Annotated in this window: 20 protein-coding genes and 1 pseudogene; 10 read left to right on the top strand and 11 right to left on the bottom strand. The window is 71.2% G+C overall.

All coding sequences use genetic code 11. From position 1 onward, the window contains the following. Positions 1–72 precede the first annotated feature (72 nt). A complete protein-coding gene (locus tag ACFV9J_RS04230) occupies positions 73–1,758 on the top strand; it encodes a recombinase family protein (protein WP_385349563.1) in 1,686 nt (561 codons plus the stop codon). A 232-nt stretch (positions 1,759–1,990) separates the two neighbouring features. Next, positions 1,991–2,617: a transposase gene (locus ACFV9J_RS04235; RefSeq protein ID WP_385349566.1), complete on the top strand. Its 627-nt coding sequence runs from the start codon at positions 1,991–1,993 to the stop codon at positions 2,615–2,617. A 37-nt stretch (positions 2,618–2,654) separates the two neighbouring features. Here ACFV9J_RS04235 and ACFV9J_RS04240 read toward each other — a convergent pair whose 3' ends face one another. Beyond that, the gene (locus ACFV9J_RS04240; protein ID WP_385349569.1) at positions 2,655–3,029 is read right to left on the bottom strand and encodes a DUF6193 family natural product biosynthesis protein; all 375 of its coding nucleotides are present in this window, start codon (positions 3,027–3,029) and stop codon (positions 2,655–2,657) included. A 314-nt stretch (positions 3,030–3,343) separates the two neighbouring features. Between ACFV9J_RS04240 and ACFV9J_RS04245 the strand changes: the two are divergent. Further along, positions 3,344–3,517, top strand: a pseudogene (locus ACFV9J_RS04245) (transposase); the annotation flags it as partial. Between the two features lie 75 nt (positions 3,518–3,592). On the opposite strand, the gene ACFV9J_RS04250 reads toward ACFV9J_RS04245, so the two are convergent. The 3 genes from ACFV9J_RS04250 to ACFV9J_RS04260 all read right to left on the bottom strand — a co-directional run bounded on the left by ACFV9J_RS04250 (position 3,593) and on the right by ACFV9J_RS04260 (position 5,050). Then, positions 3,593–4,231 (bottom strand): class I SAM-dependent methyltransferase, encoded by a 639-nt coding sequence (locus ACFV9J_RS04250; RefSeq protein ID WP_385349571.1) that lies wholly within the window; start codon positions 4,229–4,231, stop codon positions 3,593–3,595. Between the two features lie 67 nt (positions 4,232–4,298). Next, on the bottom strand, positions 4,299–4,754 hold the full coding sequence (locus ACFV9J_RS04255; RefSeq protein WP_385349574.1) for a glycine-rich domain-containing protein: 456 nt from the start codon (positions 4,752–4,754) through the stop codon (positions 4,299–4,301). A gap of 83 nt (positions 4,755–4,837) precedes the next feature. Then, on the bottom strand, positions 4,838–5,050 hold the full coding sequence (locus tag ACFV9J_RS04260; protein ID WP_385349577.1) for a hypothetical protein: 213 nt from the start codon (positions 5,048–5,050) through the stop codon (positions 4,838–4,840). A gap of 246 nt (positions 5,051–5,296) precedes the next feature. On the opposite strand from ACFV9J_RS04260, the gene ACFV9J_RS04265 reads away from it, so the two are divergent. Next, positions 5,297–6,481, top strand: coding sequence for a helix-turn-helix domain-containing protein (locus ACFV9J_RS04265; RefSeq protein WP_385349578.1), 1,185 nt, complete (start codon positions 5,297–5,299; stop codon positions 6,479–6,481). Positions 6,482–6,504: 23 nt separating this feature from the next. Here ACFV9J_RS04265 and ACFV9J_RS04270 read toward each other — a convergent pair. Further along, a protein-coding gene (locus ACFV9J_RS04270; protein WP_385349581.1) for an IS5 family transposase occupies positions 6,505–7,313 on the bottom strand; the annotation gives its coding sequence in 2 pieces (ribosomal slippage) (positions 6,505–6,974 and positions 6,974–7,313; 810 coding nt in all). 62 nt (positions 7,314–7,375) lie between these two features. Between ACFV9J_RS04270 and ACFV9J_RS04275 the strand changes: the two genes are divergently transcribed. Next, a complete protein-coding gene (locus ACFV9J_RS04275) occupies positions 7,376–7,771 on the top strand; it encodes a hypothetical protein (protein WP_385349583.1) in 396 nt (131 codons plus the stop codon). Between the two features lie 64 nt (positions 7,772–7,835). On the opposite strand, the gene ACFV9J_RS04280 is transcribed toward ACFV9J_RS04275, so the two are convergent. The 4 genes from ACFV9J_RS04280 to ACFV9J_RS04295 are packed head-to-tail and all read right to left on the bottom strand — an operon-like array spanning position 7,836 to position 12,943. Beyond that, the gene (locus ACFV9J_RS04280) at positions 7,836–9,197 is read right to left on the bottom strand and encodes an AAA family ATPase (RefSeq protein WP_385349585.1); all 1,362 of its coding nucleotides are present in this window, start codon (positions 9,195–9,197) and stop codon (positions 7,836–7,838) included. Continuing rightward, complete coding sequence (locus ACFV9J_RS04285) at positions 9,194–10,828, bottom strand: hypothetical protein (protein WP_385349588.1); 1,635 nt, start codon at positions 10,826–10,828, stop codon at positions 9,194–9,196. Before ACFV9J_RS04285 ends, ACFV9J_RS04280 begins: the two co-directional genes overlap by 4 nt. Beyond that, positions 10,819–12,057, bottom strand: coding sequence for a hypothetical protein (locus ACFV9J_RS04290; RefSeq protein ID WP_385349590.1), 1,239 nt, complete (start codon positions 12,055–12,057; stop codon positions 10,819–10,821). Before ACFV9J_RS04290 ends, ACFV9J_RS04285 begins: the two co-directional genes overlap by 10 nt. Continuing rightward, positions 11,954–12,943 carry a phosphatase PAP2 family protein gene (locus ACFV9J_RS04295; RefSeq protein WP_385349593.1) on the bottom strand — a complete coding sequence of 330 codons (990 nt, stop codon included), beginning with the start codon at positions 12,941–12,943 and terminating at the stop codon, positions 11,954–11,956. Before ACFV9J_RS04295 ends, ACFV9J_RS04290 begins: the two co-directional genes overlap by 104 nt. 214 nt (positions 12,944–13,157) lie before the next feature. Here ACFV9J_RS04295 and ACFV9J_RS04300 point away from each other — a divergent pair, with 214 nt between their 5' ends. Further along, positions 13,158–13,754, top strand: a complete 597-nt coding sequence (locus tag ACFV9J_RS04300; RefSeq protein WP_385349596.1) for a histidine phosphatase family protein — start codon at positions 13,158–13,160, stop codon at positions 13,752–13,754. Between the two features lie 171 nt (positions 13,755–13,925). Here ACFV9J_RS04300 and ACFV9J_RS04305 read toward each other — a convergent pair whose 3' ends face one another. After that, positions 13,926–15,365: a hypothetical protein gene (locus ACFV9J_RS04305; RefSeq protein ID WP_385349599.1), complete on the bottom strand. Its 1,440-nt coding sequence runs from the start codon at positions 15,363–15,365 to the stop codon at positions 13,926–13,928. Between the two features lie 268 nt (positions 15,366–15,633). Between ACFV9J_RS04305 and ACFV9J_RS04310 the strand changes: the two genes are divergently transcribed. Both ACFV9J_RS04310 and ACFV9J_RS04315 read left to right on the top strand, forming a co-directional pair. Further along, entirely contained in the window at positions 15,634–16,029 is a 396-nt protein-coding gene (locus tag ACFV9J_RS04310) for a hypothetical protein (RefSeq protein ID WP_385349601.1), read from the top strand. A 48-nt stretch (positions 16,030–16,077) separates the two neighbouring features. Continuing rightward, entirely contained in the window at positions 16,078–16,947 is an 870-nt protein-coding gene (locus ACFV9J_RS04315; protein ID WP_385349603.1) for a spermidine synthase, read from the top strand. Positions 16,948–16,969: 22 nt separating this feature from the next. On the opposite strand, the gene ACFV9J_RS04320 is transcribed toward ACFV9J_RS04315, so the two are convergent. Further along, entirely contained in the window at positions 16,970–17,542 is a 573-nt protein-coding gene (locus tag ACFV9J_RS04320; RefSeq protein WP_385349606.1) for a hypothetical protein, read from the bottom strand. 119 nt (positions 17,543–17,661) lie between these two features. On the opposite strand from ACFV9J_RS04320, the gene ACFV9J_RS04325 reads away from it, so the two are divergent. Then, entirely contained in the window at positions 17,662–18,366 is a 705-nt protein-coding gene (locus tag ACFV9J_RS04325; RefSeq protein WP_385349609.1) for a response regulator transcription factor, read from the top strand. Continuing rightward, positions 18,363–19,841 (top strand): sensor histidine kinase, encoded by a 1,479-nt coding sequence (locus ACFV9J_RS04330; protein WP_385349612.1) that lies wholly within the window; start codon positions 18,363–18,365, stop codon positions 19,839–19,841. The genes ACFV9J_RS04325 and ACFV9J_RS04330 overlap by 4 nt, the downstream gene beginning before the upstream one ends. The last annotated feature ends 16 nt before the right edge of the window (positions 19,842–19,857 follow it).

The following is a 19,857-nucleotide window of genomic DNA, read 5'->3' on the forward strand; positions in this document are numbered from 1 at the left end:
CCAAATCGACTCCTGGGGAGCCTGTAACGGAAGGCGAGGCTAGGTATGTCCAGTGCACGACTCTTGCCCGGCATGCGCGTCCTCAAGGTGCGGCGCATAAGCCGCGATACCGAGGACAGCTCTGCCTTGCTGCGCCAGGGGGAGGAGTTGGACCGGGCGGCGGTGGAGGGTCGCTACACCGTGGCCGGGGAAGTTGAGGACGTGTGTGTCTCGGGCGCGGTCAACCTGGACGACCGGCCGAAGCTGGGCCGGTGGATGAAAGATCCGCTCTGGCGCGAGTGGGACGCGATCATGGTCACGTCGCTGGACCGGATCACTCGCGATCAGCACCACTGGGACCGGTTCGCGGAGCGCTGCCACAAGGATGGCAAGGAGATCGTCTGTATCGATGACCCGAGCCTGGACATCCATACGCCCACGGGTCGGATGATCGCCTACATCAAGGCGACCCAAGCGCAGGAGTACCGCGAAGCCATCGTGAAGAAGCGTCGCAACCAGACGCAATATTACCGGGACGCAAGCCTGTGGGGCGGCGGCACGTGGCCCTTCGGCTATCGGCCCCTCGTCGTGGATCACCACGGCAAGCAGCGCTTCAAGCTTGTGATCGACCCCGTGACCGGCCCCCTCATCCGGGAAGCGTACGAACGGATCGCGGAGCAGGGATGGTCCATGGGGCAACTCTGCACTGATTGGAACGCTCGCCCCCGGCACCTCGCGGATTGTGTCGACCAGAGCAGCGGGACTCCGCAGTGCGACTGCCCGCGTGGTGTCCTGACCTCCCAGGACTACCAGCGGAGCATCAACGCCGAAGAGAAGAAGGTGGGCGTCAAGACGCACATCAAGGGGACCAAGTGGAGCACGTCCACTCTCGGCAAGATGCTGAAGAAGCCCACGCTCAAGGGTGTGGCCATGCACAAGGGTGGGCCGCTGCTCAGGGACGGTCTGCCCGTCCGATGGGCTGATCCGATCCTGACGGACGAGGAGTTCGACAAGTTGCAGATCGCCGTCGCCGACCTGGGGAAGTACAGGGCGGGGATCAAGTCGAACGCGTCCCCCATGACGGGAGTCCTGTACTGCCCCTGCGGTATGAAGATGTACGAGAACAGTTCCCTGGTGACGCTGCGGACCGGGGAGACCAAGAAGCACCGGTATTTCCGCTGCGCCACTTGGTCCAACGGTGAGGCGTGCCAGTTCTCCACATCGTGGCCACAGGAAGAGATCTACCGAGCCGTAGAGGAGTCGTTCCTCTCCAAGCTGGGAGATCAGCACATCACTGAGCGCTCGTACGTCCCCGGCAAGGACAACAGGGCTCAGATCAAGGAACTGGAAGCGGCCATGGAGAACCTCTCCCAGGCCATCGCCCAAGCCTCCTCGGCTGCTGCCGTTACGGCGCTCACGACGACGCTGGAGCGTCACGCCGCGAACCTGGCGACGCTTCAGGAAGAACCCTTCACCCCTGGCCGCTGGGAGGAAACGAGCACGGGTCAGACCTACCGTGCGAAGTGGGAGCAGAAGGCCGAATGGAAGGAGCGCGGCCGGTTCCTCCGCGAAGCCGGTTTCCGGATCTTCCTCGTCGGCAGCCCCAAGGTCGGGCTGTCCATTGGCCTCATCACTCCGAAGGATCTGCAAGAGCGGGCGAGCGGTTCTCTGCAAGGCAACTGGGCGTCGAGCGACGGCGAAGAGTACGAGCGGTGTGCCTACGCGGCCTTCTGCACCATGCTCGATGAGCTGATCCACGAACTGACCGACCTGGAATGAGAGCGCGCTACGCCCTCTCAGGTGCTCCCGTACGGGGGGAGCCCCTATGTGTTTGGTCAAGGTCCAAGGCCAGTAGGTTCGTGCGGTCAGGGGCGGGCCGAGCCGTAGGGGTGTGCATGGGTGACAGCCAGGTGACGATCAAGCTCTCGGATGATGAGGCACTGGTGCTGTCGCACTGGCTGGAGAAGCTCCAGATGACGGACCTCGGCCGCGTTGTCGGGGCTACCAGCAGTTGCTGGGCTTCGCCCACCAGCATGCTCCCGGTCGGCGCTGCTGGGCTCTGGAGGGTACGGGTTCATACGGAGCCGGACTTGCCGCCTCCCTGGACGCGGCCGGCGAAAACGTCGTCGAGGTGTGCCGGCCAAAGCGTCCAGCCATCCGTGGCGGACGCAAGACCGACATAGCGACGGAACTCGAGCTGGAACTCCTCGCTCTCGTTTGCGCCGTCGCTCCCGAACTGCTGGCACTGCAGGGCATCGGGCCCATCAGCGCCGCTCGGATCTTGATCAGTTGGTTGCACTCCGGGTGCTTCCGGTCCGAGGCAGCGTTCGCGGCCTTCGCAGGCGTCGCTCCAATCCCCGCTTCGTCAGGCCTGACCAACCGGCACAGGATCAACCGCAGTGGAGACCGGCAGCTCAACCGGGCACTCCATACGATCACCTTGATCCGCATCTGTCTCGACCCGATCACCCGGGCCTACGTCGCCCGCCGAATCAGCGAGGGGAAGACCGCGAGGGACGCCCAACGCTGCCTCAAGCGCGCCATCTGCCGACAGCTTTTCAAGCTCCTCGAACGAGGAGCTCAGCCCACACGGCAAATCAACGCTGATGATCTCCTGACCCGTCTCATCGAAGCTTGACCAGCCTCAGCGAGGTTTGGCCGGGACGGCGGCGGGTTCAGTCTGTGGAGCTCTCCGCTGGGGGCCACGGCCCCTCGAAGGCCGGTCCGCAGTCGTGCGGCAGGTGGGCCACCACCAACGCGGCCGCCTCATACGGTGTGAGTGACTCGCCCAAGACGCGCGGCGACGCACCCAGGGGCGCGTACACGGTGCATGATTGCGCGTCGCCCGCGATGAACGGCAGGTCGTTGCTCCACGGGAACTGCGTGTTGCGGTGAAAGGTGAGCGCTCCGTGGCTCGGAAATGGGAACAAGGCCCGCAGCCGAGGTTCGGCGTAGGCGGCCTCTATGACTGCGGGCTCTCCCCGTCGCGCCGTGGGATGCCCGTCCAGCATGAGCCGCCAGGTCTTCTCGACAACCGTCTCCTCAGTCACCCCGCGATCATGACGTCTGTACTCGGCCAGGACAAACCGCTCCGCCCTGATGGCCATACTTCGTTGAGACAGGTCATCTCCCTCAAGCAGTTTGACTTGATATAGCAGCCTCGGGTGGCAACGGCGGCTGAGGTCAAGGAACTGCCTGGAACCGTGGTGACCGTGGAACGGGCGGGGCAAGTGCCTGAAGGCGTGACGGCTGTCCTTCCAGTGCCCGGACATGCGGGCGGTCGAACAAGACACGCAGGCCGTGGCGCGCTGGCATCAGGGCGAGGAAGGACGGCGGGGAGAGCCTCTTCGTCGGCCAGGTCGGCATCCGCTCGCACCAGGTCACCGGCCGCACCTGGGGTGAGAAGGGGAAGACACCTGTGGTGCGGCGCAGCCGGAACCGGTTCTCGGTGAACGTGATGTCGGCGATCAGAATCAAGGGCCGGACGCACGTCGTGGTCTTCACTGGGAGCTTCACCGCCGAGGTGATGTGCCGCTTCCTGGACTGGCTTGCCGACCACTTCGGCGGCCCACGCGTCCGCTACGTCCTGGACGAGAAGTCCTTGAGTTTCTGCTCAGTAGGCCCTTACCAAGAGGGTTCCTACGTCCTTCCCTTCCGGGGGAGAGATGACCTCGGCTTTGATGTCCGAGTACCCCGAAGAGGCCAGAAGGGTCGACCACTCCTCTGGGGTGTAGTCCCACCTGGTCACTGCCTTGGCCGCTCTTAGCCGGCCCACGGGCTGAGTGCCGGCCGTTGGGGGCTTGTGGGAGAAGGCCAGCACGCCACCAGGGGAAAGCCTCTTACGAACCAGGGGGAGGAGCTGTTCAGGGTCCGTGAACCAGACAGGCCCGAAGACGGACAGGACCACGTCGAAGGGGCCTTCTGTGTGGGTCAGGTAGTCGGTCACCTCTGCCGTGCGGAAGGTGAGGCCGGGCAGGTGCCCCCATCGGGCCACGGCCTTCCCGCGCTGGCTCGGAGCGATATCGACCCCGGTACATGTGGCTCCAAGGGTGGACAGGTGGGCCAGATTGCAGCCTGTACCGCAGCCCAGTTCCAGGACGGTGCGGCCCTGGAGGTCTCCGAGGATCGATTCATCGGGGCCGTGGTCGGGGTACTGGGTCCAGTTCAACCACGTACGAGCACCAGCGGAGTTCACCTCTCGCCGTGGTGTCCGTCCCCGGGCGTATCGCTCCCAGGCATCAACGACCTCCATACGGAACCTCTCCTCATGGGGACGACTCCCCCCGTCGCCGAGGGGAGTCACCACTGTCAGCGTTGTGCTACTTCTTCCCGCTGTTGGGGCTGTCGGTGCACCCAGCGTGGCACTGGGAGCAGTCGGCCGCGTCCTTCATGACCCACAGCTCCGGGTCGATCTCGAAGCCGGAAGAGTGGATGGCCTTGACCGTGTCCCGCAGGGCGGGGGGCTCCCCGGCTCCCTCTCCGGGCAGGTGCGGGACGTGGTGGATGTATCGGCCCGCGTGCTGGTCGCAGAACGCCGTGTAGTTGATCGAGTCGAGCACGAACGAGTGGACACCCAGGTCCACGGCCTGGGAGGGCCCCATGCGGACCTCGGGGCACTCGGCGGAGGTCACCAGGTAGGCGACGGCCTGACCGAAGATGCGCTCTGCCAGGTCACGCCCCATGGCGTTGTCCCGCATGATGAGTCGGATTTCCCTGTCCCACACCTGGGAGGGGACGCAGGTACGGGGGTCTCGGACCTGTACCGCTGTAGCCATCAGTGGTTCCCTTCACGTGGTCGTGCTCGGGTGATGGAGCCCAGCCCGCCACCCGTACGTGCCTGGGTGATCAGGGCGGGGGTTCAGTGGGTCACGCGCCGTCTCAACTTCGCCAACGTCAGTGCCTGCTGGTGGTGTCGGGCCAGGGCAGCAAGCTGAATGCGTTCCCTGTCGTTGACGGGACGGACGGAGATGGCACGGGTCTGCCAGCGGAGGCCGGAGGGGCGAATCAGGATCAGCATGGGGCCCTGCTGTGCCTGGACGACGCCGACCATCTGACTGGCGTTGTCGAACACGGCTGTACCGGGCTCACACACGGTTCCCTGTCTCATGCCCTCCGCCTTTCACTGGTGACTGCATCTAGTCAACGGCCGGAAGTGCAGGGGAACTTGCACACGAGTTGCACAGTGCTCCACACGCCTTCAGAGGCGGTGAGTGAAGGAACCTGCTGCGGGTTACCCGTAAGGCTTGCGACGATGGCTCCAGCGACCGTCCAGCGGCGCACAGCGTGCGCTGAGTACCTACCGGGTAGGGCTGATCACATGGGAAAGACCACCGATCTGGCACCGGGCGCGAACCTTGCTGCGCTCCGGAAGGAACGTGGACTGACTCAGAGCCGGCTGGCGAGGCTGGCCAACATCAGCGTGTCTCTGCTCTCCAAGATCGAGGTGGGGGACCGAACCCTGACCCCGGGAGTTGCTGCCGACCTGGGCAAGCCCATGGGGCTGAGCATGGCTGAGGTGCTGGGGAAAGTCTCTGTTGCCAGGAACGATGAAAAGAGCCTGTCGGCTCTCCGGTCGGCTATCCGGGACTACGACCTACCAGGACGCCAGGAGGTACAGGAAGACGCTCTCATGATCTCTGTGGAGGCCGCTGGCCAGCACAGGGACAAGGCGGAGGTGGACCGGCTCCTGGCGATGCTCCCCGTCCTTCTGAGGGACGCCACGGCGTACGCCCACGCCGTCAACACGGTAGACAGTTGGATGGCCCTGTCCGAGGTCTACAGCAGCGTCTACTGGCTGGCCGCCCGGCACAGGTGGATGGACATGGCGGAACTGGCCGTGACTCGCCAGAGGTGGGCCGTCGAGCAGAAGACCAACTCGCTGGGCTTGGCCATTGCTGCCAGGGACAGGGCAGGGGCCTACCTGAATGGCGGGGACTTCGAAGGCGGCCTCATGGTCGTGGACCGGGCCATCAGCCGGGCACAGGCCAGCCTGTCAGGGCAGGAGAGGGCCTTTGCGGTCGGACTGCTGAACCTGCGCGGAATGACCTTGGCCGGACGCTTCAAGGACAAGAAGGAAGGAAAGAGGGAGGCGGAACGGCACATCAAGTCGGCCTGGGAAGCCTCCGAGTGGTTCCAGAGGGATTGGAACCGTCACAGCATGATCTTCGGCCCTCAGAACACGACCACACACGTTCTGGCTACTCGGCTGGACCTGGGACGGCCCGGTGAGGCGCTGAGAGTGGCAGAAGACCTTGACGCGGCCCTGGAGGGCCTGCCCGCTACTCGTGTGGCTCCGTCCCGCATGAACCTGGCCAGGGCTCGGCTGGACGTGGGGGACCGTGACGGGGCTCTGGAGTCCCTGTCGGATGCGTGGGAGGCCGCACCCCAGATGGCCCGCATCCATCCCATGGCACGAGAGGTCTTCCGGGTCCTGTCGTCCCTGCACCGACGCAGCAACCCGGAGCTTCTGAGGCTGTCCAAGCTGTCTGGCATCCCTGTCTGAGGAAGCCGGACTTACTGATCGTTTCAGAATGCTCGCGTGAGCCGACGCAGGCAGATGATCGAGCAGGCAAGTTCGAGCAGTCCCTGGTGAAGGTCCGCCCGGCGCTCGTAGCGGATGCGCAGACGCTTGAACTGGTGCAGCCAGGCAAATGCACGCTCCACGACCCAGCGAATCTTGCTAAGTCCGGAGCCGTGAGCGATGCCGCGACGGGCGATCATGGGTTTGATGCCTCGCTTCCACAACTGACGTCGGTACTTGTCGAAGTCGTAGCCCCGGTCGGCGTACAGGCGACGGGGTTTGCGGCGGGGGCGCCCTCGCGGACCACGGATCGGTGGAATCGCGTCGAGCAGCGGTAGAAGCTGGGTTACGTCATGTCGGTAGCCGCCAGTGAGCGTGACGGCCAGCGGCGTGCCGTGCCGGTCGACGATCAGATGGTGCTTGGAGCCAAGTCTGGCGCGGTCAACGGGCGAGGGACCAACGCGATCTCCCCCTTGAGAGCCCGAATATGCGAGCCGTCCACGGCGCAATCGTCCAGGTCCAGCAGGTCGGTTCGACGCAGCTCGGTCAGCAGTGCGTCGTGCAGGCGGGGCCAGACGCCGGCCTCTGTCCAGTCCCGCAAGCTGCGCCAGGCCGTCACTCCAGAGCAACCAACGAGCTGACTCGGTACGTCACGCCACGCGATGCCCTTGCGTAGGACGTAGACGATGCCGGCCAGCGCGCCCCGGTCGGGTACCGGGAGTCGCCCGGGGTGGCGGTGCCGTCGCGCGGGCCGCGCTGGAAGCAGCGGGGCTATCCGACCCCACAGGGCGTCAGGGACAAGGTTTGCGATCACGATCCGGAAGGACGCCAGAGAACCCGGTTGAGCCCTTCGAGTCCGCTCGACATACTCCCCGAATGACCAACCCCGGGACCGAATTCGCAGAGCATGGATGGGACGGCCCCTGGTACCGCGTCCGAACGGATTGGTTCGAGGCATCGCTCCTGCCCAACCCGGGAGAGCCTCTGGACAGCATCTGCAACGTCGATGTCGAGGTCCGGCTGATCGTGGACGGCTCACGCTGGGGCGCGACTGTGTTCACGCTTGCCGAGGTCGAACGCATCATGGCGAGGTGGTCCCGGACTGGCGAGGCGCTGGGAGGCCGCTACTACTGGTGCTCCGACGGCCTGATCGTCCGGGATCCTGGCATCGACAGCATGACCCAGGTGCTGGTCGGCCTCCTCGACGACGGCGACTTCACACAGGTTCTCAAGCGTCTCGACGACGAAGGACCGTCCGACGCCTCATTCTGAAACGATCAGTTACTGAACCAACCGACGTTTCCCCGCTGGTCAGGGCACTGGCGGCTGTACGGGCTCACGGCAGCCAGGACTCCTTGTGCTCCTGGAAGTGATCCCATGTGGCAAGCATTGCCTCCCACCCGTCCGGGAACTTCACCAGCGTGCCCAGCTGGACCGGCTCCGTGGACGGGTAGTCGTCCAGCAGGTCGCCCACGCCCTCGCGGCAGACCACGATGCACACGTGCCGGTGCCGGGAGGTGAGGACGCACAGGCGGCCGGTCTCCAGGTGGAAGGCGGTGGCGTCGGGGCGGCCGGAGAGCGGGTGCAGCACGACCGTGACGTCGTACTCGCGGCCCTGGAGGCGGTTGGCCGTGTCCACGGTGACGTCGTGCACGCCCAGGTCGGCCAGCGCCGCGCGGACCGCCGCCGCCTGGTCCCGGTGCGCGGTGCCGACGGCGATGCGGGCGGCGGTCAGGGGAGCGGGGTCGGGCGAGCGCTCGGAGGTCGCCCGGCCCTCGCGGTCGAGGAGGCGCCGGACCACCGCCGCCACCGCACGCACCGCCTCCGGGTCGGTGCGCGGGGTGTGCCGGGCCGGCAGCTCCAGCAGGCCCCAGCCCGAGGCGGCGGCCTCGTCGATCACCCGGTCGGGGCCCGAGCCGTCCGACGCGACCGCGAAGGCCAGGCTCCGGTCGCCGTGGTCCGTGCCGCTGCGGAACGGCGTGTACGGGTAGAAGGCGTCCGAGACCAGGCGGGCCGCCGACGCCGGGAGCCGCCAGGAGACCGGTAGGCGGTGCTGGGGGAGTCCGGGGTTGTGGGCGAGGAGGGTGGTCACGGCGGAGGACGACGGGTCGTAGGCCAGGCCCGCCCACTGCTCGCTGCCCACCGTCGAGAACGGGTCCAGCTGACCGGGGTCGCCCACGAACAGCGCCCGCTCGAAGAGCCCGGCGACCGCGAGCAGGGAGTCCGAACGCATCTGGTACGCCTCGTCGACGATCGCGTGCCGCCACGGCTCGTCCACCTTCACGTGCGCCCACTTCGCCGCCGTGGACAGCACGACGGCCTGCCCGGCGAGATCGGCGGCCTTCGCCGACTTGCGGACGTTGCCCAGCGCGTCGAGCGCCTTGTCGTACGGCTCGGCGTCGCTGCTGTGCAGGCGGCCCACCGGGAGGTCCGGGTTCTTCTCGGCCAGACGCAGCACCAGGTCGTCCACCTGGGCGTTGGTCTGCGCCACCACCATCAGGGGGCGGCCCGCCTCGGCCAGCTCCAGCGCCGCCCGCACCACGAGCGTGGACTTCCCGGCGCCGGGCGGGGAGTCGACGACGACACCGCGCTCCGTGCCGTGCAGGGTGTCGTGGAGGATCGCCGCGGTGGCGCGGGCGGCCTCCGCGCCCGGGTCGAAGGACGCGGGGGCGGAGGCGGAGAGGGCCTCGGCGGTCACAGCACGTCCTCCTCGGTCTGGGCGTCGGCGGCCTCCGGCACCGCGGCCGACTCACCGGGCGGGCCGCCGTGCGTCCACGGGGTCTGCTCCGGGTCGGGGAGCTTCGCGCCGCCCCGCTGCTCGTGCTCGAAGAGCGTGAAGCAGACCAGGTCGCCCTTCTCCGGCACCGACCCGGCCTCGGGCTCCTTGCCGCGGCCCATCTTGTCCATGATCCGCAGCACCAGCGTCCCGTCCTCGGGCTCGCCGTCCGACGGCGCCGGTCCGGCGTACTCGGCCGTCTGCGGCTTGCCGCCCAGCGAGCGGTAGACCTTCACCCGCTCGCCCAGGTACGGGCGGTCGTCCGTGCGGACCGTGACCAGCGGGCGCGGACTGGGCCGCCTGCTCTCGCTGTACGCCATCACCACGTCCACGACCTCGCCCGCGAACGCCTCCCCGGACAGCCGCCGCCCGGCCATCACCAGCGGATCGTCCAGCGCCTCCTGGGCTTCCAGACGGGCCTGCTCGCGCTCGCGCGTGGCCAGCTTGTTCGCCGCCGTCACGGCGTCGTCGCGGCGCGGCTGCGGGGGCTCGCCGGCCAGGATCCGGTCGCGGTGGGAGGTGAACGACCAGCGGTCGCGGGTCCAGCGCTCCTCGGCGTGCGCCCCTTCGGGCAGCGCCCGCAGCAGGTCCAGGCCCCGCCACACCGCGTCCCAGGTGGGCCGGGTACGGCTCTCGACCAGGGCGCGGATCTCCCGCTCCGCGGCCGTGAGAGCACCGAGCCGGTCGTCGGCCTCCAGGCCGTCCTCGGCGGCGGCCAGCGCCGTGCGGGCGCGGTCGTAGCGCTCGATGGCGGGGGCGAGGAGCTTGTTGTCGAAGGCCGGGTCGGTCGCCGGGCCCGCGGGCGGGCACAGCAGCTGGCCGTCGGCGTCGCGGGCCAGCTCCGCGCGGCGGGCGGCCTCCGCACCGGTCAGCTGCGGGTCCTGCGGGTGCAGGGGGTCCTGCGGTGCGATCCACGCCAGCAGGGCGCCCAGGTGCTGGTCCTCCAGCGTGGACTGCCCGGTCGCCCAGTGCCGGCCCAGCAGGTCCGTCATGGCGAGCAGGAGGGAGGAGCCGGGCACGCGGGCCCGCTCGCCGTAGTGGGTCAGCCACCGGCCCAGCAGCGGCACCCGCGGCGGCGCGGGGTGCGGGGTCTCCGGGTCCTGTTCCGCCGTACGCCGAAAACGCATGGACCGGCCCAGCAGCCGTACGAAGTCGACGCCCGCGCGGCTCGGCACGACCAGCTGCGCGGCGTCCGCGCACAGGTCGACCTCGACCTTGACCCGCTTGCCCGTCTCCGGGTCGGTCTCGGTGCGCTCGGCGGCCTCGACGCTCTCCGCGTACGCCTCGACGTGGGGCAGCACGAGACCGGCCAGCTCGGCCAGGAACGCGAAACGCAGGTCGCGGTCGCGGGGCTGCGGCACGACCAGCAGGTGCGGCGCGTCCCGGTCGGTGCCGACCAGCGCCCCGAGCGGGGCCCCGGCCTCACCGGCGGTGGTCAGCGGTACGAAGACGAGCGGACGGCCGGACAGGTGCCGGTGCCGGACGGTGGCGGCGGGCTGGGCCCGGCCGGTGCGCACGGCCTCCAGCCGGGCGAGGGTGGTGATCAGTGACACGCGGACACCCCGCCGGCCCCGATACCGCCACCCGTCACCGCGCCGCCGGCCGCACCGGCCGTCGCGAGCGCCTCCGCACGCAGCCGGGCCGCCCTGCGCAGCGCGGCCACCGCCGGGTCGTCCGGGTCACCGGCCTCCCCGCGGGCCGCGGCCAGCACGTCCTCGACCGTGGAAAGACCGCCCAGCTCGGCCCGCACCGGACGGCCCAGGCAGGTGACCGCACCGGCCTCGCGGGACCGGGCGCGACAGTGGAAGGCCAGCTCGCACGCGGACAGGCACTCGGGCGCGTACGTCGCCGGGACCGCCTCGACCGCCGCCGTCAGCTCCTCGGCCGGCAGCCCGGGGGAGAAGCAGACGCCCTCCGGGAGCGCGTCGGCGATCTCCTCGATGCGGGTCAGCCGGGCCAGCTGGCGGTCGGTGACGGCGCGCTGCTTGCGCACGTCGACGGCGGACGCGGTGGGCAGGTTGGAGAAGTCCCTGGGGCAGACGAGCAGGACGCGGTGGCGCACGCGCGGGGCCGGGTCGAGGCGGGCGGCGACCCGCTCCAGGGCCAGCACGTACACCGCGGCCTGCCGCGCGGCGGCGCCGACCTTCGCCGGGTCGGCGGAGCCGTCCAGCATGGGGAAGGACTTGATCTCGACGACCGTCCAACCGCCGTCCGGATGCACCACCACGGCGTCCGGCTCCAGGAAGGCGGGGGAACCGGCGACCTCGAGGGCGAGCATCGGATGGTCCAGCAGAGTCCACGTGCCGGGCGTGCCGGTGGCCTCGCGCAGCGCCAGCGACGTCCGCGCCGCGCGCCCCTGAGGGCCGGTCGCGGACAGGTCGGGCACCCGCACCGGAGCCTCGGCGGGGGGCTCGGCACCCCGGTCCAGCCGCTCGTGCACGAGCCGCAGCAACTCGGCGCCGCCGTCCGCCTTCACCCTCGCCTCGAAGGCGTTGCCCCGCGTGAAGGCGAACTGGGACTGTCCGAAGACCGACGGCGAGCCCAGCGCACCGGCCAGGGCCGCCTTGTCCACGCCCGCCCCGTCGAGGAGCGCGCGCCGACGGCACCCCGGGTTGGCGGCGAGGGCTGCCAGGGCCCGGGCGTCCAACGCCTTGGCGGGTACGTCGGGACCGCGCAGCTCAGCGAGCCGGTGCCGGAGTCTCGTCCCCCGCGTCCGAGGGGGCGGGGTCCGGCTCGGCTCCAGCTCCGAACCGCTGCTCGCGCTGCCGTGGAAATCGCTCACCCGCGGAAGTCTGGCATCCACCACTGACAATCACGGAACCCGCGCCGTCGCGGGCGGTGGCGGGGGCGGGCACGGCGGCGTTCGCGGAGTCGGCCGCGGCCGGTGCGAAACGGGCCGGGAGCCGGGTCCGCATCCGTGCCGCGGTGCGCAGCACGAACGGCGTCAGCAACAGTCCCGCGCCCATCACGGCCGCACCGGCGACCGCGTCGAGGAAGTAGTGGTTCGCGGTGCCCATCACCACGATCGTGGTCCCCAGGGGGTAGACGACGGCGGCCACCTTCGCCGTGCGCGTGCCGCCGTGGCGCCACAGCATCACCCCGCACCACAGCGCCCAGCCCACGTGCAGGCTCGGCATCGCCGCGTACTGGTTGGTCATCCCGCCCATGCCGCGCGGCGCGCTCGCCGCCCCGCCCCACCAGCCGTACGAGCTGTACTGGGCCATCGTGTCGACGAACCCGTGACCGGCGTCCAGCAGCCGGGGCGGGCAGGTCGGCAGCAGCGTGAAGCCGATGAGACCGATGAACGTCGACGTCATCAGCCAGGTGCGGGCGGCCCGGTAGCGCACCGCGCGGGAGCGGAAGAGCCAGACCAGGATCGCCGGGGTGACCACGTAGTGCAGCGACGCGTACCAGAAGTCCGCCGGTACGCCGATCCAGGGCTCGCGCGTGAAGAGGCGGTTGAGGGGGTGCTCCGCGTTGAGGTGGAGCGCCTTCTCGATGTCCAGGAGGGCCAGGCCGTGGTCGACGGCGTCGGAGACGTCGCCCCGCACGAGCAGGCGTCCGGCGCTGTAGCAGGCGTACACGAGGACGATGAGCGGCAGCTCGGTCCACCAGCGCAGCCGAGGGTTCGGGGCCGCCTCGGTGCCCGGTGTCTCGGTGTGCGGCAATCCGATCGCCCTCCCCCTTCTCGTCTCTTCCTGCTTTTCGCTCACTCGTGCGCCTGGACGGACACGGGCGAGCCACTCTACGGCCTCACCGCGACCGCTCAGCCAAGCGCCCTCGGACCGGATAGACGCGGGCGTCGCCCCTCGGGTTGCCCGCACGGACGGTACGGGATGATGGAGGGGTCCCCTCAGACATTTCTCCCGGAAAGGCCTCTTCATGGCACCGCGCATTCTGCTGGCCCGGCACGGACAGACGGAGTGGTCGCTGTCCGGCAGACACACCGGCAGGACCGACGTGCCGCTCCTGGAGGAGGGCCGGCGCGGCGCGAAACTGCTCGGCGAGCGGCTGCACCGGGCGCCGTGGGACGGGCTGGACGGCGTGAAGGTGCGGACCAGTCCGCTGGTGCGGGCGAGCGAGACCTGCGAGCTGGCGGGTTTCGGGGAGCGCGCCCGCGCGTGGGACACGCTGATGGAGTGGGACTACGGGGCGTACGAGGGCATGACGCCGGAGCAGATCCAGGCCGTGCGGCCCGGCTGGCTGATCTGGCGGGACGGGGTCCCGGAGGGGGAGGGAGTGGCGGACGTCACGGCGCGCGCGGACGAGGTGGTGGCGTGGGCGCGGGAGGCGGAGCGGGACGTGCTCGTCTTCGCCCACGGGCACATTCTGCGGGCGATCGGGGCGCGGTGGCTGGGGCTGCCGGTGTCCTTCGGGGCGCGGATACGGCTGAATCCGACGTCGCTGTCGGTGCTGGGGTGGGCGTACGGGGAGGCGGCGGTGGAGAGCTGGAACGATCTGGGGCACCTGGTCGGGTGACGGGTGCGGGTGCGGGTGCGGGTGCCGGTGGGGGTGCCCGCGCTGGTTTTGCGGTGCCCCGCGTCGGGGCTGGCGGGGGTGGGGACGCGGCCCGGCGTAGCGGGGTGCCGCTGCGCCCACCCGTGCCGCCCCAGCGGCACGACTGCCCGCAGCTGCGGCGGCAGGTTGGGGTTATGCCGGTCTTGGTAGGGCTGCGTGGCGGTCCAGGAAGGTGGAGACTCCTGAGGCTCGGCGGTGGGGGAGGAGGACCCGGGCCGTTCCGGCCAGCATCGTGTGGATGCGGGAGGACTGGACCTCGCCCAGCAGGTCGAGGACGCGCATGCCCGCCCCCGCCGCCTCGTCGGGGCGGCCGCCCCGGGCCAGGTCGTCCGCCAGCTCCGCCGAGTACAGCGCGAGGTTCCGGGTGAAGTGCGGGTCCTGGAGATCCGCCGCCCGCCGCGCGTGCCGGGCCGCCCGCGGCCAGTCGCCCAGGGTGGACCAGCACTGCGCCTCCAGCCCCTCCAGCTCGGCCTCGCCGTAGAAGCTCATCCACTCCGGGTCGGTGTCCGAGGGACCCCGTTCGAAGAAGGTCTGCGCGCGGACCAGTGCCTGCTCGCAGCCGACGCGGTCCGCGAGGCCCGCCCAGCCGCCCGCCTCGCGCAGCGCCAGCAGGGACATCAGCCGGGCCGAGCCCAGCGGGCGGGCGGCACGCTGCGCGGCCTGGGCCGCCCGCACCGCCTCGCGCGGGCGGCCGGCGTCGCGGGCCAGGAACGCCATGTTGCAGAAGGCGTGCGCCTCAAGGCCCGCGTCGCCGTTCATCCGGGCGGTGGCGAGGGCCTCGGCGTAGTGGGAGCGCGCGTCGTCGAAGCGCCCCGAGTCGTGCGCCAGCCAGCCCACGGAGATCGCCAGTTCGCCGGCGCCCGTGTAGAGCCGGTCCGCGGTCGCCTGCCGGGACGCGCCGGCGTCCAGGAGCGCGTACGCGGTGCGCAGCGGGGCCGCCGCGCGACGGTAGAGACCGTCCGCGCCGTGCCGGTCGTCGAGCAGCCGGATCCGGCGGACGGCTTCTTCGAGGGCGCCGGCCTCGCCCGTCCCGGCCCGGCGCGCGGGGCGCCCGGCCGCCGCGGCGTCGAGGGCGAGCCCCAGGGGGCCGAGCGAGGCGGCGGCCACCGTGGCGCCGCTCGTCATGAATGCGCGACGCAGCACGTCGCTCTCCTCGTTGTTGTCGTGCGTTTCGTACAGGTCCTGCGCGTCTTCGACGTCTTGCGTGTCTCGGACGTCTTGCGTGTCATGCGTTTCATACGGCTCACCCGCCCCTCGCGACTCACCCGGGGTGCGCGCCTGCCGTCCGCGTACCGACGAGCGGGGCGCGAACCCCAGGTCGGTGAGCGTGCGGCCGGGGAACATGTGCAGGAACACCCGCTCGTACGCGTAGTTGGGGCAGCGGATCTCGCCCGCCTCGACCCGGCCGACGTAGCGCGCGTCACAGCTGACCCGCTCGCCGATCTCGCGCGCGGCCCGCCGGACCGCCGCCGCGAACTCCGCCGGGGAGCGCTTGCCGCGCAACCGCCTGAAGGCGAGGTTCGGCCGCGGGGGCCGTTCGGGCTGGGCGGAGGTCACCGTTGACGACGCCATGGCCGGGTCCTCTCGTGCGAACCGTCGAACCATGCCGGGACAGGGCGAGTGAGGCTGGCGGCCCTGTTTCCGGCGAGCAAGAACGTACCGGCTGTGACGGAGCGGCCACGCGCTGTTTGGCTACAAACCGGATATCTCATCCACGATCTGCCATGAAGTGCCATCCTTTGCGGCGGCCCTGGGCCGTAGCCGTTGACGGCCCGCCGCGTTGAACCGGGTGGACCGGGAGGCCCCCGACTTCCGAACCGCTCGTCCGAGGAGGAGTTCCGTGGTGGCAGCCGGGATGGACACCAGCGTCAGCGTCGCCCCCTGCGACGCCTGCGACGTCGTCACCGTGCCGACCCGGCAGGGTCTGGAGGCGGTCGACATCCTCAGGCGCGGAGCCGGTGAGGGGGTGGGCCCGGTGCTCCACGACGACGGCTGCGACACCCTGGGATTCCTGGTGCCGCCGGGCACCGCCGCCGCCTGGGACGTGCCGGGCAGCACCTGTACGGAGACGGACGGCCGCGGGCTGAGCATCGTCCCGGCGCCCGAGCCGCCGGTGGAGGGCTCCGACTGGCTGCTGCCGCCGGGCGAGGCGGACCTGGCGACCGACCCCGCCGTGCTGCGGGCCGCGCTGGGCGAGGCGGCCCGGCTGATCAGGGCCGCGGACAGCTGCCGCTGAGCACCCCGTCCGGTCTTCGAGGGCCGACCGCGGTCCGATAATGGACGGATGGGAAAGTCCAGGAACGCCCGCCGCGGGCGCGCTGCCGCCGAAGCCGTCGTCGAGGACGTCGACGCGGGACGCGCCGAGCTGGTGCCCGACCGGGACCGGCCGCGGGCCTGGACGCTGCTGATCGACGGTGCGCCGCAGTCGCACGTCGACCTCGACGACCCGGCGTACCTCTCCTTCGAGTACCAGCGCCGCATCGGCCACGTCATCGACCTGACCGCCCCGCCCGGCAGGCCCCTGCGGGCCGTCCATCTCGGCGGCGGCGCCCTCACCCTCGCCCGCTACGTCGCCGCCACCCGCCCCCGCTCCACCCAGCAGGTCGTCGAGCGGGACGCCGCCCTCGTCCAACTGGTCCGGCGGGAGCTGCCGCTGGACCCCGGCGCGCGGATCCGGGTGCGCTCCACCGACGCCCGCGCCGGGCTGGCCAAGGTGCCCGACGGCTGGGCGGACCTCGTCGTCGCGGACGTCTTCGGCGGGGCCCGCACCCCGGCCCACCTGACCTCCACCGAGTTCCTCGACGAGGTGCGGCGCGCGCTCGCGCCCGGCGGGGTCTACGCCGCCAACCTGGCCGACGGCCCGCCGCTCGCCCACCTGCGCGGCCAGATCGCCACCGCGGCCGCCCGGTTCGCCGAACTCGCCCTCGTCGCCGACCCGGCCGTACTGCGCGGCAAACGCTTCGGCAACGCCATCCTGGTCGCCGCCGACCACCCGCTGCCGGTCGCCGAACTCACCCGCCGGGCCGCCTCCGACCCGCACCCCGCGCGCGTGGAGCACGGCCGTGCGCTCACCGACTTCACCGGCGGCGCCCACCCCGTGACGGACGCGGCGGCGGTGGACTCGCCCGCGCCGCCGGAGTCCGTGTTCAGGTGAGCCCGTACCGGAGCGGTCCGGTTCAGTAGCTGCCGATCTCCACCCGCGGCGGTCCGTCGTGCCAGGTGCAGAACACCGAGACCCGGTCCGCGTCCGAGGTGAACTCCACCCGGATCCACGACTCCGTCTTCCACACCTGCATCGACCAGCCCGTTCCCGGTGTCGCCGACACCAGCGACGCGGACGACGTCCCGAGGTCGAAGACCGCGCGGCCCCCGTCGGTGTCGTAGCTCTTGACCTCGCCGGACGTGTCGGGCGCGGGGCTCGCCGGGTCCTCGGGCGGTGCGGTGGACGGCGTGGTGCGCGTCGGGGCGGGGCCGGGTTCGCGCGAGGTCCCGCTCGGCGCCGGCGACGCGCTGCCCGACGACGGCGACGTCGACGGGGCGGGCGAGGGCCGGCTGGTGGACGACACCAGGGACTCCCCGTCGTCGCCCTCCCCGTCCCCCACGCTCGCGTCGGCCGCCGTGATGGGCAGCGCGCGGGGGGCGTCGTAGGCCGTGCCCGCCATCACCGTGTGGACGCCCCACCACGACAGGGTGACCGCGGCGCCGGTGGCGAGCAGCCAGGCGATCACGTGGACGAGTCCTCTGCGCATCGCGGCCATACTGCCTCACCCGCCCCACGCGTGTCGCGTGAACGCCGTGTGACGCGGGCCCGGGCGGAGTTGTCCACAGGCCCGGACCGGGTTGGTCCGCATGGCGTACGGTGCCGCCCATGGCAAGTGTGCTCGTGGTCGAGGACGACCAGTTCGTACGCTCGGCGCTCATCCGGCAGCTGACCGACGCCTCGCACACCGTGCGCAGCGTGGGTACGGCGCTGGAGGCGCTGCGCGAGGTCGCCCATTTCCGGTTCGACGTGGTGATCCTGGACCTCGGACTGCCCGACCTGGACGGCTCCGAGGCGCTGAAGATGCTGCGCGGCATCACCGACGTACCGGTGATCGTCGCCACCGCCCGGGACGACGAGGCGGAGGTCGTACGGCTGTTGAACGCGGGCGCGGACGACTACCTCACCAAACCCTTCTCCGTCGAGCACCTGTCGGCCCGGATGGCGGCCGTACTGCGCCGCGCGCGTGGCGGCCCGGCGGAGGCGGCGCCGCCGGCCGTCCTGCGGGTCGGCGGCCTCACCGTCGACCCGCTGCGCCGCCAGGCCGAACTGGACGGCGCGGTCCTGGACCTGACCCGCCGCGAGTTCGACCTGCTCGCCTTCCTGGCCGGCCGCCCCGGGGTCGTCGTGCCCCGCAAGGAACTGCTCGCCGAGGTCTGGCAGCAGTCCTACGGCGACGACCAGACCATCGACGTCCACCTGTCCTGGCTGCGGCGCAAACTGGGCGAGACCGCGGCCCGGCCGCGCTATCTGCACACCCTGCGCGGCGTCGGCGTGAAGCTGGAGCCACCACGACTGGAGCCGCCACGATGAGATGGGCCCTGGTCAAGGTCTCGCTGGCGGTCACCGCGATGGTCGTGGTCGCCTTCGCCGTGCCGCTCGGACTCGTCATCCGGGAGATGGCCCGCGACCGCGCCTTCTCCAACGCCGAACGGGAGGCCGCCGCCGTCGCCCCGGCGCTGTCCATCACCACCGACCGGGAGCAGTTGGAGCGCGTCGTCGCCTCCGCCGGTTCGGACGCCGGGATGGCCGTGCACATACCGGCGCCCGGGGACCGGAGCGGGGGCGCCACCGACATCGGACGGCAGCGGGCCACCGACGAGGACATCGCCGCCGTACGGCGGATGGGGCGGGCCTCCACCACCGAGGTGGGCGGCGGTTCCACCCTGCTCCAGCCCGTCGCGCTCAGCTCCGGGGAGATCGCCGTCGTCGAGGTGTACGTGCCCGAGTCCGAGGTGACCAACGGCGTCGGCACGGCCTGGGCGGTGCTCGCCGCGGTCGGCGCGGCCCTGATCGTCGGCTCGGTCGCGGTCGCCGACCGGCTGGGCGTCCGGATGGTGCAGCCCGCCCGGCGCCTGGTCGACGGCGCGCACGAGCTGGGGGAGGGCAGGCTCGGCGCGCGGGTGCCCGTGGAGGGGCCGGACGAACTGCGGCGCGCCGCGGTCGCGTTCAACTCCATGGCCGACCAGGTCGTCCAGCTCCTCGCCAACGAACGGGAGCTGGCCGCCGACCTGTCCCACCGCCTGCGCACCCCGCTGACCGTGCTGCGCCTCAACGCGGCCTCGCTCGGCGACGGCCCCGCCGCCGAGCAGACCCGGGCCGCCGTCGAGCAGCTGGAGCGCGAGGTCGACACGATCATCCGCACCGCCCGGGACGCCAAGCCGCAGACGGCCGTCGCCGGGCCCGGCGCCGGGTGCGACGCGGCCGAGGTGGTCCGGGAGCGGATGGGGTTCTGGTCGGCACTGGCCGAGGACGAGGGCCGCAAGTGGCGGGTGGCCGGCGCCGACCGGCCGGTGCGCATACCCGTGGCCCGCACCGACCTGGCGGCCTCCCTCGACGCGCTGCTCGGCAACGTCTTCCGGCACACCGCCGAGGGCACCACCTTCGCCGTCGACCTGCACAACGGCGAGGACGCGGTGATCGTGCTCGTCTCCGACGCCGGCACCGGCATCACGGACCCCGAGGCGGCGATGGCCCGCGGCCGCGGTTCGGGCACCGACGGGTCGACCGGGCTCGGCCTGGACATCGTGCGCCGGATGGCGGAGTCGACCGGCGGCGACGTCCGCATCGGCGCCTCCGTGCTGGGCGGGACCGAGGTGCGGATCTGGATCCAGCTGGACGGGCGGACGGCGCCGGCCCGGCGCGGGCACCGGGGTGCCGTACGCCGACGCAGACAGAGCCGTGCACCGGCAACGGCACGGGACCCGGCACCGGCACGGGATCCGGCACCGGCACGGGAACCGGCACCGGCACCGGCGCCGGCGGCACCGGCCGGCCGTGACCATTAATCGGTCCCGATCCCTT

It is taken from the genome of Streptomyces sp. NPDC059906, from assembly GCF_042730645.1.
GTDB classification, from domain to species: domain Bacteria; phylum Actinomycetota; class Actinomycetes; order Streptomycetales; family Streptomycetaceae; genus Streptomyces; species Streptomyces rubrogriseus.

Coding starts and splice junctions, on each gene's coding strand:
- ACFV9J_RS04230 (WP_385349563.1), top strand. CDS start 73: ATGCGCGTCCTCAAGGTGCGGCGCATAAGCCGCGATACCGAGGACAGC.
- ACFV9J_RS04250 (WP_385349571.1), bottom strand. CDS start 4,231: ATGGAGGTCGTTGATGCCTGGGAGCGATACGCCCGGGGACGGACACCA.
- ACFV9J_RS04255 (WP_385349574.1), bottom strand. CDS start 4,754: ATGGCTACAGCGGTACAGGTCCGAGACCCCCGTACCTGCGTCCCCTCC.
- ACFV9J_RS04265 (WP_385349578.1), top strand. CDS start 5,297: ATGGGAAAGACCACCGATCTGGCACCGGGCGCGAACCTTGCTGCGCTC.
- ACFV9J_RS04275 (WP_385349583.1), top strand. CDS start 7,376: ATGACCAACCCCGGGACCGAATTCGCAGAGCATGGATGGGACGGCCCC.
- ACFV9J_RS04300 (WP_385349596.1), top strand. CDS start 13,158: ATGGCACCGCGCATTCTGCTGGCCCGGCACGGACAGACGGAGTGGTCG.
- ACFV9J_RS04305 (WP_385349599.1), bottom strand. CDS start 15,365: ATGGCGTCGTCAACGGTGACCTCCGCCCAGCCCGAACGGCCCCCGCGG.
- ACFV9J_RS04315 (WP_385349603.1), top strand. CDS start 16,078: ATGGGAAAGTCCAGGAACGCCCGCCGCGGGCGCGCTGCCGCCGAAGCC.
- ACFV9J_RS04320 (WP_385349606.1), bottom strand. CDS start 17,542: ATGCGCAGAGGACTCGTCCACGTGATCGCCTGGCTGCTCGCCACCGGC.
- ACFV9J_RS04325 (WP_385349609.1), top strand. CDS start 17,662: ATGGCAAGTGTGCTCGTGGTCGAGGACGACCAGTTCGTACGCTCGGCG.
- ACFV9J_RS04330 (WP_385349612.1), top strand. CDS start 18,363: ATGAGATGGGCCCTGGTCAAGGTCTCGCTGGCGGTCACCGCGATGGTC.